The organism is Actinomadura miaoliensis (genome assembly GCF_039536785.1).
Classification (GTDB): Bacteria; Actinomycetota; Actinomycetes; order Streptosporangiales; family Streptosporangiaceae; genus Spirillospora; species Spirillospora miaoliensis.
In genome coordinates this window covers 7,401-23,150 of sequence record NZ_BAAAZG010000059.1, presented here as the reverse complement: position 1 = coordinate 23,150, position 15,750 = coordinate 7,401, and the positions used below count along the sequence as shown (strand labels likewise).

General features: G+C 73.4%; 15 protein-coding genes. 8 read left to right on the top strand and 7 right to left on the bottom strand.

Annotation, left to right across the window (positions count from 1 at the left end; genetic code table 11):
• Nucleotides 1-11: 11 nt before the first annotated feature.
• The 3 genes from ABD811_RS36775 to ABD811_RS36765 all read right to left on the bottom strand — a co-directional run bounded on the left by ABD811_RS36775 (nt 12) and on the right by ABD811_RS36765 (nt 3,224).
• Nucleotides 12-845 (bottom strand): NAD-dependent epimerase/dehydratase family protein, encoded by an 834-nt coding sequence (locus ABD811_RS36775; RefSeq protein ID WP_344957030.1) that lies wholly within the window; start codon nt 843-845, stop codon nt 12-14.
• 202 nt (nt 846-1,047) lie between these two features.
• On the bottom strand, nt 1,048-2,517 hold the full coding sequence (locus tag ABD811_RS36770) for a sensor histidine kinase (RefSeq protein WP_344957028.1): 1,470 nt from the start codon (nt 2,515-2,517) through the stop codon (nt 1,048-1,050).
• A gap of 2 nt (nt 2,518-2,519) precedes the next feature.
• The gene (locus ABD811_RS36765) at nt 2,520-3,224 is read right to left on the bottom strand and encodes a response regulator transcription factor (RefSeq protein WP_344957026.1); all 705 of its coding nucleotides are present in this window, start codon (nt 3,222-3,224) and stop codon (nt 2,520-2,522) included.
• A gap of 129 nt (nt 3,225-3,353) precedes the next feature.
• Between ABD811_RS36765 and ABD811_RS36760 the strand changes: the two genes are divergently transcribed.
• Nucleotides 3,354-4,040 (top strand): PepSY domain-containing protein, encoded by a 687-nt coding sequence (locus tag ABD811_RS36760; RefSeq protein WP_344957024.1) that lies wholly within the window; start codon nt 3,354-3,356, stop codon nt 4,038-4,040.
• Between the two features lie 62 nt (nt 4,041-4,102).
• Nucleotides 4,103-4,615 carry an O-acetyl-ADP-ribose deacetylase gene (locus ABD811_RS36755; RefSeq protein WP_344957022.1) on the top strand — a complete coding sequence of 171 codons (513 nt, stop codon included), beginning with the start codon at nt 4,103-4,105 and terminating at the stop codon, nt 4,613-4,615.
• Between the two features lie 26 nt (nt 4,616-4,641).
• Here ABD811_RS36755 and ABD811_RS36750 read toward each other — a convergent pair whose 3' ends face one another.
• Both ABD811_RS36750 and ABD811_RS36745 read right to left on the bottom strand, forming a co-directional pair.
• A complete protein-coding gene (locus ABD811_RS36750; protein WP_344957020.1) occupies nt 4,642-6,282 on the bottom strand; it encodes an AMP-binding protein in 1,641 nt (546 codons plus the stop codon).
• 81 nt (nt 6,283-6,363) lie between these two features.
• Nucleotides 6,364-8,136 carry an alkaline phosphatase D family protein gene (locus ABD811_RS36745; RefSeq protein ID WP_344957018.1) on the bottom strand — a complete coding sequence of 591 codons (1,773 nt, stop codon included), beginning with the start codon at nt 8,134-8,136 and terminating at the stop codon, nt 6,364-6,366.
• A 150-nt stretch (nt 8,137-8,286) separates the two neighbouring features.
• Between ABD811_RS36745 and ABD811_RS36740 the strand changes: the two genes are divergently transcribed.
• Nucleotides 8,287-9,111, top strand: a complete 825-nt coding sequence (locus ABD811_RS36740) for a class I SAM-dependent methyltransferase (RefSeq protein ID WP_344957016.1) — start codon at nt 8,287-8,289, stop codon at nt 9,109-9,111.
• Nucleotides 9,112-9,123: 12 nt separating this feature from the next.
• On the opposite strand, the gene ABD811_RS36735 is transcribed toward ABD811_RS36740, so the two are convergent.
• On the bottom strand, nt 9,124-9,882 hold the full coding sequence (locus tag ABD811_RS36735; protein ID WP_344957013.1) for an SDR family NAD(P)-dependent oxidoreductase: 759 nt from the start codon (nt 9,880-9,882) through the stop codon (nt 9,124-9,126).
• Nucleotides 9,883-10,041: 159 nt separating this feature from the next.
• On the opposite strand from ABD811_RS36735, the gene mshA reads away from it, so the two are divergent.
• Genes mshA through ABD811_RS36720 form a run of 3 tightly spaced genes read left to right on the top strand, consistent with a single transcriptional unit; the run spans nt 10,042 to nt 12,644 of the window.
• Nucleotides 10,042-11,352 carry a D-inositol-3-phosphate glycosyltransferase gene (mshA, locus tag ABD811_RS36730; RefSeq protein ID WP_344957011.1) on the top strand — a complete coding sequence of 437 codons (1,311 nt, stop codon included), beginning with the start codon at nt 10,042-10,044 and terminating at the stop codon, nt 11,350-11,352.
• Nucleotides 11,349-11,861: a type III secretion system chaperone family protein gene (locus ABD811_RS36725; protein WP_344957009.1), complete on the top strand. Its 513-nt coding sequence runs from the start codon at nt 11,349-11,351 to the stop codon at nt 11,859-11,861. Before mshA ends, ABD811_RS36725 begins: the two co-directional genes overlap by 4 nt.
• A gap of 36 nt (nt 11,862-11,897) precedes the next feature.
• Entirely contained in the window at nt 11,898-12,644 is a 747-nt protein-coding gene (locus ABD811_RS36720) for a phosphoglyceromutase (protein ID WP_344957007.1), read from the top strand.
• A 128-nt stretch (nt 12,645-12,772) separates the two neighbouring features.
• On the opposite strand, the gene phoU is transcribed toward ABD811_RS36720, so the two are convergent.
• Nucleotides 12,773-13,432, bottom strand: a complete 660-nt coding sequence (gene phoU, locus ABD811_RS36715; protein ID WP_344957004.1) for a phosphate signaling complex protein PhoU — start codon at nt 13,430-13,432, stop codon at nt 12,773-12,775.
• A gap of 211 nt (nt 13,433-13,643) precedes the next feature.
• Between phoU and ABD811_RS36710 the strand changes: the two genes are divergently transcribed.
• Nucleotides 13,644-14,948 (top strand): sensor histidine kinase, encoded by a 1,305-nt coding sequence (locus ABD811_RS36710; RefSeq protein WP_344957001.1) that lies wholly within the window; start codon nt 13,644-13,646, stop codon nt 14,946-14,948.
• Nucleotides 14,949-15,039: 91 nt separating this feature from the next.
• Nucleotides 15,040-15,711, top strand: coding sequence for a winged helix-turn-helix domain-containing protein (locus ABD811_RS36705; RefSeq protein ID WP_486303621.1), 672 nt, complete (start codon nt 15,040-15,042; stop codon nt 15,709-15,711).
• The last annotated feature ends 39 nt before the right edge of the window (nt 15,712-15,750 follow it).

Genomic DNA, 15,750 nt, shown 5'->3' with positions numbered 1-15,750 from the left:
GGACCGCGGGATCAGCTCATCTCGGTGAAGCCGTCCCGCCAGGTGGCCACGCTCGGCTTCCAGCCCAGCTTCTTGGCCTTGGCGTTGGACACCGGACGGCCGATCGCGGCGGCGTGCCGCGCCGTGCCCGGCGTCGGGGCGCCCAGCGCCGCGCTGTAGACCGGCAGCCACTCGGCCGTCGTGGCGGGCTCGTCGTCGACGATGTTCACCGGGCCCGCCGGCCAGTCCAGCGCCGCCAGCGCGGCCGAGGCGGCGTCGTCGACGTGCACGAACGAGGTCCACCCCGGGTTCTGCCGCAGGTTGCCCGCCCGCACCCGCTCGGCGATCGCGCCGCCCGGCGCGTACCAGGTGCCCGGGCCGTACAGCGCCCCGTACCGCAGCACCACCCCGCGCGGCATGGTGCCGACCGCCTCCTCCAGCGGGGCGATGCCCGCGTGCGGGGGCAGGGTCGGGTCCAGCGGGTCGGTCTCCACGGCCGGACGCGTCCCCGGCACGTACAGCCAGGCGATGCTCTGCGCGACCATGACCTCCACGTCGGCGGCCCGCGCCGCCGCCACCAGGTTGCGGGTGCCCTCCACCCGCAGCCGGGAGTTGGCCTCGAAGTCCTCGTCGGCCAGGTCGGTGAGCTGGTGGACGATCACGTCGGGCCGCGCGGCCAGGACGGCCTCGCGCAGCGCGCCGGCGTCGTAGACGTCCACGACGACGGGCGTGGCGTGCTGGTCGGCGAGGGACCGGGCGCGCTCCGGCCGCCGGGTCGTCCCGGTGACCTCGTGGCCCGCCTGCACGAGCATCGGGACCAGCCGGCGCCCGACAACCCCGGTGGCACCGGCGACAAAGATCTTCAAGGGGGGTACCTCCACGACATTCACGCCGTTGTGGTCGTCACCACGGCAGGATAATGCGGCATCGCACGACGTTTCGCCTCCGCCTGACGGACCGGTGGCCTGCGGTGCCGGTCCGGCCGTCGGTTCGGTCGCTGTCCCACGTCGATGATGCGGCGAATGTCACCCCGGCCGCGCGCGCGGCACGCGGATCGACCCCAGCTTTTCAGGTATCTCTCGTTCCCGGTAGTTGAACTTCGAACAGCGCGCCGCCGCCCGGCGCCTCGCCGACGGTCAGCGTGCCGCCGTGCGCGCGCACCAGGTCGCGGGCGATGGCCAGGCCGAGCCCGGCGCCGCCGTCGTCGCGGCTGCGCGCGTCGTCCAGCCGGACGAACCGTTCGAAGATCCGCTCGCGGTCGTCCGGCGGCACTCCCGGGCCGTCGTCGGCGACGCGCAGCACCGCCCGCGTGCCGTCCGCGGACGCGGCCAGCGACACGCGGATCGCCGACTCGGCGTGCCGTTCGGCGTTGTCGAGCAGGTTGGACAGCACCCGGGCCAGGCGGGTGCGGCCGCCCATGACCGGTGGCGCGTCGCCGGCCACGTCGGCGTGCACGGCCAGGTCGCGCCCGCCGGCGGGACGGCGGCGCAGCTCCTCGCCGACCAGCGCGGCGAGGTCCACCGGTTTCGCCTCGACGGGCCGGTCCCCGGCGTCCAGGCGGGCGAGCAGCAGCAGGTCGGCGGCCAGGTGCTGGAGCCGGATGACGTCGTCGGTCAGCCCCTGGACGTCCAGCAGCTCCGGATGCGCGGCGGCCACCTCCAGCTGGGTGCGCAGCGACGCGATCGGGCTGCGCAGCTCGTGGGAGGCGTCGGCGACGAACCCGCGCTGCCGCGCCACCGACCGCTCCAGCGCCGCCAGCGTCTCGTTGGTGGTGGCCGCGAGGTGGGCGACCTCGTCGCGCGACCGAGGCAGCGGGACGCGCCGGGCCAGGTCCCCGGACGCGGTGATCTCCGCCAGCTCCCCGCGGATGGCCTCCACCGGACGCAGCGCCCGCCGCGTCACCAGCCACGTCACCACCGCGACCACGATCAGCAGCGCGGGCAGGCCCACCAGCATCGCGCGCGCCACCGTGCCGACGGCGTCGCGCGTGGTCTGCAGCCCCGCGCCCGCGTAGACGGTGACGGTCTCCCCGGCGGGCGTGGTGGCCTGGACGGCGGCGAACCGGTAGTCGGCGGTGTGCCCGTCCACGGTGGCGGTGCCGGTGGAGTGGCTCACGTCCCCGGAGACCTGGCCGCGTCCGGGCGTGTCGTCGTCGCCGTGGTCGTCGTCCCCTTGATCGTCGGCGTCGTCGTGGTGGGTGGGGGGCGCGCTCGCCGTGGCGCCGGGCCGTACCTCGCTCGTGCCGGTGCCCGTGATGGCCGTCAGGTCCTCGCTCACCGCCCGCACGCGGCCCAACGCGTCCACGACCTGGACGGGATGCTCATCGCCGTCGTCGAGTTCGAGGCGGTCGAACGGCGTGCCGGTGGCCAGGTGCGAGGCGATCTCGCGCGCGGTCACCTCGGCCTGCAGGTCGGCCCTGCCGGCGAGGTTGGCGCGCAGCAGCAGCACGACCGCCAGCCCGGCGGCCACCAGCGCCGCCGCGACCACGGCGGTCGCCCCCAGCGTCGTGCGGGCGCGTACCGAGTCGAAGAACCGCACGGTCAGCCGCCCCCGTCCGGTGTGCGCGGGGCGCCGCCGTCGGTGGCCAGGCGGTATCCGGCGCCCCGCACCGTCGTGATCGACCGGCGGCCGAACGGGGCGTCCAGCTTGCGGCGCAGCGCGCTGACGTACACCTCCACGATGTTGGGATCGCCGTCGTAGGCGAAGTCCCACACGTGCTCGATGATCTGCTGTTTCGACACCACCCGGCCCGCGTTCACCGCGAGCTGCTCCAGCACCGCGAACTCCTTGGCGGTCAGCTCCACCTCCGTGCCGCCGCGCGTCACCCGCCGGGCGGCCTGGTCGACGGTGAGGTCGCCCAGCACGATCGCGGGGGAGCCGCCGCGCGTGCGGCGCCGCAGCAGCGCCCGGATACGGGCCAGCAGCACCACGTAGGAGAACGGCTTGGTCAGGTAGTCGTCGGCGCCGGTGTCCAGGCCCTCGGCCTCGTCGTACTCGCCGTCCTTGGCGGTCAGCATGAGGATCGGGGTGTCGTCGCCCGCCGCCCGCAGCCGCGCGCACACCCGGTAGCCGTTCAGTCCGGGCAGCATCACGTCCAGCACGATCAGGTCGTAGTCGTGCGCGACCGCCCGGTCCAGGCCGGTGACGCCGTCGTACGCCACGTCCACCGCGAAGCCCTCGGCGGCCAGCCCGCGCGCCAGCGCGTCGGCCAGCCGTTTCTCGTCCTCCACGATGAGCAGGCGCATGCCCCTCAGGCTGCCAGAGCCACCTGAAGAGGATTTCAGGTTGGTTCAGGAGCGCTACAGGTCGGGTTGCCAGCGTGGTACCCGTCGGAGGCGGCCGACCGGAGCCGCCGCGAACGACGGGAGGAATTCATGGGTTTCGCCAGGAAGGTGCTGTCGGGCCGCGGCCTGCTGGTCGCCGGGCTCACCGCGGGCGTGCTCGCCGCCGGCGGGACGGCCGCCGCGTTCGCCGCCGGCGGGGACGACGACGACACGGCGCCGCGCGCCCCGCGCATCGGGTACGCGCAGGCCGCCGACGCCGCACTGAAGGCGGTGCCGGGCGGCCGGATCGAGAGCCTGGAGCTGGACGACGACGGCCGGGCCCTGTGGGAGGCCGACGTGCTGGCGGGCGACGGCGTCTGGCGCGACCTGCGCGTCGACGCCGGCGACGGCCGGGTGGTCTCCAACCACGTGGACCGTCCCGAGGACGGCGACGACGGCGACGACCGGGACGACCGCAAGGAGCACGACGGCGCGTCCGGCCGCCCGGCGCAGGCGCGGGCGCTGCAGTCCGCGAAGATCGACGCGGTGCGGGCCGCCGGGGCCGCGTCGCGGTCCGCGCCCGGCGTGGTGACCTCGGTGGAGTTCGAGCACCGCGCCGCGCAGCCGGTGTGGGAGGTCGACATCACCGGGCAGGACGGCCGCGAGCGCGAACTGCACGTGGACGCCGCCACCGGCAAGGTCGTCGCCGACGACTCCCAGGCCGACGACGACTCCGACGACGACTCCGACGACGACTCCCGCGACGACTCCGGCGACGACTCCCGCGACGACGACTGAGTTTTCGGGGGACGCGACGCGGCGCGGCGGGAATGAGATCGTACGCGGGGAGGTGACGGTCGATGCAGATCACGCTGGTTCAGGGAGACATCACCGAGCAGCAGGTGGACGCGGTGGTGAACGCGGCCAACTCGTCCCTGCTCGGCGGGGGCGGAGTCGACGGGGCCATCCACCGCAAGGGCGGCCCGGAGATCCTGGAGGAGTGCCGCAGGCTGCGCGCCTCCCAGTACTGCGGGGGCCTGCCGACGGGGCAGGCCGTGGCGACCACCGCCGGACGGCTGCCCGCCCGCTGGGTGATCCACACGGTCGGGCCCGTCTACTCGGCCTCCGAGGACCGGTCGGAGCTGCTGGCGTCCTGCTACCGCGAGTCGCTGCGCGTCGCCGACCAGCTGGGCGTGCGGTCGGTCGCGTTCCCCGCGGTGTCGGCCGGGATCTACGGCTGGCCCATGGAGGACGCGGCGCGCATCGCGGTGCGCACCGTCCGCGCCACGGCCACCACCGTGCAGGACGTGCGGTTCGTGCTGTTCACGCCGGACGCCTACGAGGCGTTCGGCAAGGCCGTCGGTGACGGCTGAGCACCCGAGCCCGTGAGCACGGGGCGTCAGGCGTCGGCGGCCAGGGCGCGGGCGGCGGCGTAGTCGGCCTTGCCGTTGGGCAGGCGCAGGCTGCGCCGCGTTCGCGCGAACGCTTTGGGGATCTTGTACCGGGCCAGGTGGCGGGCGCATCCGGCGCGCAGCTCCGCGTCGTCGGGGCCATCGCCGTCCCGGTCGCCGGCCACGCGCAGGACGGCGACGATCTCGGTGCCCCACCGCTCGCTGGGACGTCCCACGACCAGGGCGTCCAGCACGCCCGGCAGGTTGCGCAGCACCCCTTCCACCTCCTCGGCGAACACCTTCTCCCCGCCGGTGTTGATCGTGGTGGCCTCGCGGCCGTGCACCTCGACCGTCCCGTCGGCCAGCAGCCGGGCCCGGTCGCCGGCGATGACGACGCGTTCGCCGTCCACGGTGCGGAAGGTGGCGGCGGTGCGCTCCGGGTCGCCCAGGTAGCCGAGCGGGATCGTGCCGGTCTTGGCCAGCCAGCCCAGCTCGTCCTCGCCGGGGGACAGGCGGCGGGTTCGGTCGGCGCTCAGCACCCGGGCGTCCGGCGTCGGGACGAACGGGCCGTCGGCGGCGCCGCGCCGGGTCACCTGGAACCCCGACTCCGAGGACCCCAGCACGTCCACGATCCGCGCGTGCGGCAGCCGCTCCAGCAGCCGCCGCTTGACGTCCGTGCTGATCGCGGCGGCCGAGTTCAGCAGCGTGCGCAGCTCGGGCAGCTCGACGCCGCCGCGTTCCAGCTCCGCCAGGATGGGCCGGGCGAACGCGTCGCCGACCACCGGCATCCGGGTGACGCGTTCGCGCGCGGCCGTGGCCACCAGGTCGGCGGCGTCCAGCCCGTCGACCCGGCCGGGGAACACCACGCAGGCGCCGCCGCACCAGGCGCCCAGCGCCGACCACGTGCCGCCGCCGTGCATCAGCGGCGGGCCGACCAGCACCCGCTGCCGGGCGCGCCTCGCCCGTTCGACGGCCTCGTCCAGGTCGGTGATGGGCGTCCCGTCGCGGCGGGCCAGGCCGAGCGGGCCGGTCATCAGGTCGCCGATCCGCCACAGCACGCCCTTGGGCAGCCCGGTCGTCCCGCCCGTGTAGAGGATGTGCAGGTCGCCGGGGTCGGGGTGGACGCCGTCGAGCGGGGTCGCGGGGGCCTCGGCCAGCGCGGTCTCGTAGTCCAGCGCGCCGGGCGCGAGAGGCGTGCCGGAGCCGTCGCGCACCTGGAGCAGCAGCGGGGGCCGGTCGAGCCGTTGGGCCACGCGCGCGATCACGGGGGCGAAGCACGCGTGGTAGAGGATGGCGCGGGGGCGGGCGTCGCCGAACAGCTGCGCCAGCTCGTCGTCGACGTACCGGTAGTTGACGTTGAACGGCGCGACGCGGGCCTTGTGCGCGCCCAGCAGCCCTTCCAGGTACTCGGGCCCGTTGTGCAGGTAGAGCGCCAGGTGGTCGTGCGGCGACTCCCACGGGTGGGCGGCCTTGCCCCGGACGCCGAGGCCGTGGGCGTGCAGGACGTGCGCCAGCCGCCGCGTCCGTTCGGCGACCTCGGCCCAGGTGCGCCTGCCGTCGCGCCACACCACGCACTCGCGGTCGGGCACCGCGGCGGCGATCGCCTCGTGCAGGGTCGCCAGGTCGAGCTGCGGCATCGGCTGGGGCATCGGCACTCCCTTCGCACACGCTCCAGGAGATCACCGTAACCGAACACTTACCGAATCTCATTCAGTTACGGCGATTGCTGCTCAGCGGCCCGCGTTGCCCAGCGCCCGGGTGCCCCGGTCGACGGTCTCCAGCCGCGTCGTGCCCTCACCGACGCGGAACGTGCGCAGCGTGAGCAGCTCCGGCGTCGCCGCCGAACGGATCGACCGCACCGCCTTCATGGTCGCCGTGATGCCCGCCGGGGTGACGTCCATGACCACGTAGCCGTGCGCCGCCGAGTTGAAGTACTCCAGGTGCGGGTTGCTGCCGCGCAGCGCCCACGTCAGGTCGGTCTCGGGCGGCACCAGCAGCCCGCCCTGCCCGAACGTGGCCATCTCCGTCAGGTTGGACGAGGTGACCGAACCGCCCAGCAGGCTCACGCCGACCGGCCGCTGCAGGGGGTTGTCGAAGTCGGGCCGCAGATACCCGGCGCCGAACGAGTGCAGGTCACCGGTGATCGTGACGAGGTTCTCCACGTCGCGGAACGCCGACAGGATCCGCGTGCGCTCGGCCGGGAAGCCGTCCCACTGGTCCAGGTTGAGGAACACCTCGAACCGTCCGTCGAGCAGCGAGCGGGCGTTCCGCCGCGCCTCCTGTTGCGCCTTGACTTGTGGGAACAGTTGCTTCACGTAGATGTCCAGCAGCTTGAGCTGCATGCACATCACCTCGTTGCCCCACACCTTCCAGGTGGCGGAGGACGAGGTGACCTGGTCCACGAACCACTCCCGCTGCCGGTCGCCGAGCATCGTGCGCGCCGGGTTCAGCCGCTCCGCGCAGCCCGCCGACAGGTAGCGGTCGAAGAACTCGCGCAGCCCGCACGGCGGCTTGCTGCGGTACGTGCGCTCGTCCGTCAGCACCAGGTCCATCAGCCCGCCGAAGCGCAGCGTCCGGTAGATCGTGATCGCGCCCAGGGGTCCGCCGGACGGGTCGAACCGCGCGCCCGCCGTGGAGAACTCCGACCACGCCCGCACCGCCGCGAGCTTCCGGTCCGGCGCGTAGTTGGCCTGCTCGTCCTCGGTGTCGGTGTCGTAGGCGCCGTAGGAGTCGTTGGCGAACTCGTGGTCGTCCCAGATCTGGATCATCGCGAAACGCTCGTGCAGGCGCTGCAGATCCGGGTCGGACCGGTACACCTTGTAGAGCGCGCGGTAGTCGTCCAGGGTCTCGGCCCGGGTGCGGCCGCTGGGCAGCTCGATCGTGCGGACCTGGGCGCCCTGGAAGCTGGGATCGCCCGTGGTCTCGTAGATGTAGTCGCCGAGATGGACGATGAAGTCGACGTCCTCCTGGGCCAGGTGCCGCAGCGCCGTGTAGTAGCCGTTGGTGTAGTCCTGGCAGGAGATGTAGCCGAAGCGCAGGCCGCCCAGGGACGCCCCGGGCGCGGGCAGGGTACGGAACCGTCCCGTCCGGCTCGCGGTGCCGCCGACGATGAACCGGTAGTAGTAGGTCTGCCACGGCCGCAGCGCCTTGGCCGAGACCCGCACCTTGACCGTGAAGTCGCGGCTCTCCTCGGCGGTGGCCACGCCCCGCACCAGCGGGGTGCCGAACGTCTCGTCGGCCGCGATCTCGTACGCCACGCTCGGCGTCGCCCGCGCCGCGTCCGGCGCCACCCGCGTCCACAGCACGGCCCCGTCCGGCGACGGGTCGCCCGACGCCACGCTTTGCGGGAACACCTCCTCGGCCCGCCGCGCCCCGCGAATCTGGAAGAGCCGCGCCACCGTGTCGGGGGACCCGGCCGCGGCGGGCACCACCTCCCCGACCGACCAGGTCACCGCCGCCGCGAACGACAGGCCCAGGAACGAACGACGGGACACCCGGCTCACGGCGACCTCCGGCGGGGGGATCGGGGATCTTGACCGACGCAACCCTGACGGTGGCCGACGAGCGCCGGGTAATCAACAGATGGCCGCCGGGCGACGTGGCCGATAGTGGCAACGACCTGCGCACGCCCAGGCACACGGCACAATCACTGAGTGGCCCCCCGCACGACCAAGCCCCGGGGAGAGGTCACCCGGGGCACCACCGCCCCCAACCGGCTGCGCCGCATCGACCGCTGGATCACCGCCACCCAGACCGGCCCCCTGCGCACCGGCCCGCGCCCCCTCGTCGTCGACCTCGGCTACGGCGCGTCGCCCGTCACCACGGTCGAGCTGTACACGCGGCTGCGGCGGGTGTCCCCGCGGGCGGAGGTCGTCGGCATCGAGATCGAGCCGGAGCGCGTCGCCGCGGGACTGGCCTTCCTGGACAACGCCCCCGGCCGTTACGAGGGGCTGTCGTTCCGGCGCGGCGGCTTCGAACTGCCCGTCGAGCGGCCGCCCGTGCTCGTCCGCGCCTTCAACGTCCTGCGGCAGTACGAGGAGGCCGCGGCCTGGCAGGCGTGGGACGAACTGTCCGCGCGCCTGGCGCCCGGCGGCGTCCTGGTCGAGGGCACCTGCGACGAGATCGGCCGCCGCGCCGTCTGGGTGACGCTGCGCGGCGGCCGACCGCAGACGATCACGTTCGCGGCGCACGTGACGTCCCTGGACCGCCCCTCCGACCTGGCCGAACGCCTCCCCAAGACGCTGATCCACCGCAACGTGCCCGGCGAACGGGTGCACGCGCTGCTCACCGCCTTCGACCACTGCTGGGCGATGGCGGCACCCCACTCGGCGTTCGGCCCCCGCGCCCGCTGGATCGAGGCCGTCCGGCTCCTGGCCCGCACCCACCCGGTGCTCGTCCACCCGCCCCACGGGGGCCGGGCGCGCTGGCGGCTGGGCGAGCTCACCCTCCCCTGGTCGGCCGTGGCGCCCGCCCCGTGAGATCCCGCGCGCTCAGACCCGGTGGACCTTGTGGGCGGTGGCCTGGGCGCGGGGCTGGACGTCGATGCGGTCGATGTTGACGTGCGAGGGACGCGTCACCACCCACGCCACGCAGTCGGCCACGTCCTCGGCCACCAGGGGCTCCGCGACGCCCGCGTAGGTCCGCTCGGCCTTCTCCGCGTCGCCGCGGAAGCGCACCAGGGAGAACTCCTCCGTCTTCACCATGCCCGGCGCGATCTCGGTGATCCGCACCGGCTCGCCCACCAGTTCCAGGCGCATGACCTCGTTCACCGCGTAGGCGCCGAACTTGGCCGCGTTGTAGCCCGCGCCGCCCTCGTACGGCTGGTGCGCGGCCAGGGAGGTGATGTTGACCACGTGCCCGTCGCCGCCGGCGATCAGCTTGGGCAGCAGCGCCTTGGTGACCCGCAGCAGCCCCAGCACGTTGACGTCGTACATGCGGGCCCAGTCGTCCGGGTCGGCCTCGGCCACCGGCTCCAGCCCGATCGCGCCGCCGGCGTTGTTGACCAGCACGTGGCACGCGTCGACCGCCGCGGCCAGGGCGTCCACGGACTCCTGGGAGGTCACGTCCAACGTCACCGCGGCCGTCCGGCCCGCGCCCGGCACGTTCTCGGCGATCTCCTTGGCCAGGGCGTCCAGCCGGTCGCGCCGCCGCGCCGCCAGCACCACGTTGAACCCCTCGGCGGCCAGCCGCCTGGCCGTGGCCGCTCCGATACCGCTGCTTGCTCCGGTCACTACCGCCGTCTTACGCATGCGCCCAGCTTTCCAGGCACGACGGGGCCGCGCACCGCCGGGGACGGGGCGCGTACCGGCAGGTGAGGTTGATCACGACCGGTGCCGAAGCGGTTGGGGACCGCCGCCCGGGAACACCTGAAGCGGGTGGATAGGTTGCAGTAGCGGAGGTGGTGTCCGGTGCCGCGTCGAATCAACCGGGTTGCGACGATCAGCGTTCACACGTCCCCTCTCGACCAGCCCGGTACCGGAGACGCGGGCGGCATGAACGTCTACGTCGTGGAGGTCGCCAAGCGGCTCGCGGCACGCGGCGTCGAGGTCGACATCTTCACCCGCGCCACCTCGCGCGCGCTCCCGCCCGTCGTCGAGCTGGCGCCCGGCGTCGTGGTCCGCAACGTCATCGCCGGGCCGTTCGAGGAGCTGGACAAGAACGAACTGCCCCGCCACCTGTGCGGCTTCACCACCGAGGTGCTGCGCGCCGAGGCCGACCACGACCCCGGCCACTACGACCTCCTGCACACCCACTACTGGCTGTCCGGCCAGCCCGGATGGGCCGCCAAACGCCGGTGGGGCGTGCCGCTGGTGCACTCGATGCACACCATGGCCAAGGTCAAGAACGCCGCGCTGGCCGACGGCGACGCGCCCGAGCCCCGGGACCGCGTCCTCGGCGAGGAGCAGATCGTCCAGACCGCCGACCGGCTCGTCGCCAACACCGCCAAGGAGGCCGGCCAGCTCACCCGGCTGTACGGGGCGGCGCCGTCGCAGGTGGAGGTCGTCACGCCCGGCGTGGACCTGTCGGTCTTCCGGCCGGGGGCCGCGCTGGCCCGCGGGCTGCTGCCGCACCGCACCGGCCCCGCCCGGCGCCGCCTCGGGCTGCCGCGCGACGCCTACGTCCTGCTGTTCGTCGGCCGCATCCAGCCGCTCAAGGCGCCGGACGTGCTGCTGCGCGCCGCCGCGCGGATGCTCGCCGACGAGCCGCGCCTGCGCGGACGGCTGGTCGTCGCCGTGGTGGGCGGCCCCAGCGGCAGCGCCCGGTGCCGTCCCGAGGAACTGCACTCCCTGGCCGCCGAGCTCGGCCTGTCGGACGTGGTGCGCTTCGAGCCGCCCTGCCCGCAGCCGGAGCTGGCCGACTGGTACCGCGCCGCGGACGTCACCGTCGTCCCGTCCCACAACGAGTCGTTCGGCCTGGTGGCGGTGGAGTCGCAGGCGTGCGGCACGCCCGTCGTCGCCTCCGCCGTGGACGGGCTGTGCACCGCCGTGCGCGACGGGGAGTCCGGCCTGCTGATCTCGGGCCACGACCCCGCCGACTACGCCGCCGTCCTGCGCCGCCTGCAGGCCGAACCCGGACTGCACGCCCGCCTGTCGCGCGGCGCCGTGCGACACGCCCAGCGGTTCGGCTGGGACGCCACCGTGGACCGCCTCCTGGAGGTGTATACCGGTGCACTGTCCACGTTCGCGACGTCCCGCATCCCCGCCGAGGTGACAGTGTGAGTGCCGCAGGTTCCGATCCGGTGTCGGTGATCGAGGAGACGCTGCGGGCGGCGGAGCTGGAGTACGAGACGCCGCGCGACGGCGCGTTCTTCGTCAGGCTGCCCGGCCAGCGCAAGCTCGCCACCATGACGTGGCTGATCGTCGGCGACCACAGCCTGCACGTCGAGGCGTTCTTCTGCCGCCGCCCCGACGAGAACCACGCCGAGTTCTACCGCTTCCTGCTGGAGCGCAACGGCCGCATGTACGGTGTGAGCTTCGCCCTGGACGAGGTCGGCGACGTCCACCTCGTCGGCCGCCTGCCGCTGGGCGCGATCACCCCCGAGGAGATCGACCGGCTGCTCGGCTGCGTGCTGACCTACTCCGACGAGAACTTCAACAAGGCGCTGGAACGCGGCTTCAAGACCTCCATCCAGCGTGAGTGGGACTGGCGCGTCAAACGCGGCGAGAGCCTGGCCAACCTGCGGGCCTTCGCCTCCTTCGCCGACCCCGCCAACCGCGACCCGCGATAACCCCCTGTTCACGCCGGGCGGATAAGCTTCCATGCCATGGCGACCCTGGTACTGCTGCGGCATGGCGAAAGCGTCTGGAACGCGGAGGGGCTGTTCACCGGGTGGGTGGACGTCGACCTGTCCGCCAAGGGCGAGAGCGAGGCCACCAAGGGCGGCGACCTGCTGCTCGACGCCGACATCACGCCCGACGTGGTGCACACCTCGATGCTGAAGCGGGCGATCCGCACCGCGAACATCGCGCTGGACGTGGCCGACCTGCTGTGGATCCCGGTGCGCCGGTCCTGGCGGCTCAACGAGCGGCACTACGGCGCGCTGCAGGGCAAGAACAAGGCGCAGACCCGCGAGGAGTTCGGCGAGAAGCAGTTCATGACCTGGCGCCGGTCCTACGACACCCCGCCGCCGCCGATCAAGGACGACGACCCGCTGTCCCAGGTCAACGACCTGCGCTACGCGAGCCTGCCGTCCGAGCTGATCCCGCGCACCGAGTGCCTGGCCGACGTGGTCGACCGGCTGCTGCCGTACTGGTACGACGCGATCGTCCCGGACCTGGCCGCGGGCCGCACCGTCCTGGTCGCCGCGCACGGCAACTCGCTGCGCGCCCTGGTCAAGCACCTGGACGACATCTCCGACGAGGACATCGTCGGCCTCAACATCCCCACCGGCATCCCGCTGGTGTACGAGCTGGACGACGACTTCGCCCCGCTCAAGCGCGGCGGCGAGTACCTCGACCCGGCCGCCGCCAAGGCCGCCATCGAGGCCGTCAAGAACCAGGGCAAGAAGTAACGGCCGCCCGCCGCCCCGCCGGCGCCAGCGCCAGGCAGCGCGAGGGCCGGGCAGCGCGAGGGCCAGGCAGTGCGAAGGCCCCGTCCCACCGGAGGGACGGGGCCTTCGCGTTACCCCCAGGGGACGGCTCAGGAGTCGACGATCTCGGCGGGGCGCTGGCCCGTCACCATGTAGACCACGTTCTCGGCCACGTGCACGGCGTGGTCGGCGAACCGCTCGAAGTAGCGGCCCGCCAGGGTGATGTCGACGGCGGGCTCGACGCCGTGCTTCCACTTGGGCGACAGCAGCACGTCGAACAGCTTGCGGTGCAGCCGGTCCATGGCGTTGTCGTCCTCGTCGAGCTCGAGGCCCATCTCCACGTCCCGCGCCGCGATCACGCTGCCGGTCTTGGCGATCATGCGCTCGGCGATCTGGCCCATCTCCAGCACGGTGGCCTGCAGTTCCGGCGGGACCGCGGGCTCGGGGTGGCGGCGCCGGGCCGTCTTGGCGATGTGCACCGCCAGGTCGCCCATCCGCTCCAGGTCCCCGCTCATCCGCAGCGCGGTGATCAGGGTGCGCAGGTCCCCGGCGACCGGCTGCTGCCGGGCCATCAGGTCGAACACCGTCTCCTCGATCTCCGCGTCGATCTTGTTGACGTGCTCGTCGGCGCTGATGACCTCCTCCGACAGCCGCAGGTCGGCGTCCAGCAGGGCGGTCACCGCACGGGCCATCGCGGAACGGACCAGCCGGGTCATCTCCACCAGCTTGTCCGAAAGGCCGTCGAGTTCCTCGTGGTAGAGGTCGCGCACTTGTGAAATCCTCGCGTGTTCCGGGACGGGGGTAGGGGAGTAGTCGGGGCACGGGTCGGGGAAACGGGCGGCCGGGCGGACTCGCCCACGCCACAGCTTGCCGTATGGGCATGAACGACGCCGAATGGCCAGGTGAACATTGGGGGAACGCCGCCGCGTCCGGTACCCCCGCGGTGCCTGACGGGCGTCAATGGCACTTACGATCCGTTGTGTGGAGGTGGAGATTGTCGCTGGTCTGGCCGCGCTCGCGGGCCTCGCGATCGGGCTCACGACGGGATTGGCGGTGCGCGTGAGCGAAAGGGCCCAGCGCGTCGCCCCGCCGGCGACCCCGCAGAGTGTGCTGCCCCCCGGAGTGGCCTCGGTGCTCAGCGTCCTGCGCTCGTCCGGCGTGGTCGTGGACGCCGAGGACCGGGTCGTGCGGGCCAGCTCCGCCGCCCGGGCGTTCGGCCTGGTCAGCGGCGACCGCCTCATGGTCGACGAGGTGCTGGCCATGGCCCGCCTGGTGCGCCGCGACGGCGAGATCCGCGAGACCGAGATCCAGGTCGGCCCGTCCCGGGCGCGCGGCCGCGCCGACGGCCGCTGGTTCGCCGTGCGGGTGGCCCCGCTCGGCTCCCAGGGCCTGGTGCTGGTGCTGGCCGAGGACCTGACCGAGATGCGCCGCGTCGAGGCGATCCGCCGCGACTTCGTCGCCAACGTCAGCCACGAGCTCAAGACGCCCGTCGGCGCCCTGTCGCTGCTGGCCGAGACGGTGGAGAGCGCCGCCGACGACCCCGAGGCGGTGCGCCGCTTCGCCGGGCGCATGCAGCAGGAGTCGGTGCGGCTGACCAACCTCGTCCAGGACCTGATGACGCTGTCGCGCATCCAGGGCGACGAGCCGCTGCCCGAGCTGCGCCCCGTCCCGCTGGACGAGGTGATCGCCGAGGCGATGGACCGCAGCCAGATCAAGGCCGGCTCCAAGAACATCGAGCTGACCAGCGGCGGGCAGCGCGGCCTTGAGGTGCGCGGCGACGAGGAGCTGCTGGTCACCGCGCTGCGCAACCTGATCGACAACGCCATCGCCTACAGCCCCGACAACACCCGCGTGGTGGTCGCCACCCGGCGCTGCGACGACCAGCGGCACGTCGAGATCAACGTGACCGACCAGGGCATCGGCATCCCCGAGAGCGACCTGGAACGGATCTTCGAACGCTTCTACCGGGTCGACCCGGCCCGCTCCCGCCAGACCGGCGGCACCGGCCTCGGCCTGGCCATCGTCAAGCACGTCACCACCAAGCACGGCGGCGAGGTGACCGTCTGGAGCAAGGAGGGCTCCGGGTCGACGTTCACCATCCGGCTGCCGCTGCTCGGCGGGGGACGCGCCGCGCGGTCCGAGACCGGGGCGGGCGGCCTGCACGGCGGGCCGCCGTCCGGCGAGCGCGCCCGGGTGGGCGCCCGCCGCCCGCCGATGCCCGCCGACGACGGCTCCATCGTGTACCCGACCCCACCGACCCCGGAGGGCCCGGCGTGGACGTCGTGACGACCGCACCGCCTGCCCTGCCGGCGGGGGCCGCCCCGCCCGTCCAGGGACCCGCCAAGACATACGCCCGGGAGGCAACACCGTGACCCGCGTGCTCGTCGTGGAAGACGAGGAGTCGTTCAGCGACGCACTTTCCTACAACCTGCGCAAGGAGGGCTTCGAGGTCGCCGTGGCGGCCACCGGGCCCGACGCGCTGGACATCTTCGAGCGCAACGGTGCCGACCTCGTGCTGCTCGACCTGATGCTGCCCGGACTGCCCGGCACCGAGGTGTGCCGGGAGCTGCGCGCCAAGTCCAACGTCCCGGTGATCATGCTGACCGCCAAGGACAGCGAGGTCGACAAGGTCGTGGGCCTGGAGCTGGGCGCCGACGACTACGTGACCAAGCCCTTCTCCACCCGGGAGCTGATCGCCCGCATGCGCGCGGTGCTGCGCCGCCAGGGCGAGGTCGAGGAGCTGGCCCCGGCGGTGCTGGAGGCCGGTCCGGTGCGCATGGACGTGGAACGCCACGTCGTCAGCGTCAACGGGGCCCCGGTCCAGCTTCCGCTCAAGGAGTTCGAGCTGCTGGAGGTGCTGCTGCGCAACGCGGGCCGGGTGCTGACCCGCATGCAGCTCATCGACCGGGTGTGGGGCGCCGACTACGTGGGCGACACCAAGACCCTGGACGTCCACATCAAGCGGCTGCGCGCCAAGATCGAGGAGACGCCCTCCCAGCCGCGCTACATCGTCACCGTGCGCGGTCTCGGCTACAAGTTCGAGCCCTGATCGACCACGCGGCCGCGAACGGAAACGGCCCGTACGGCG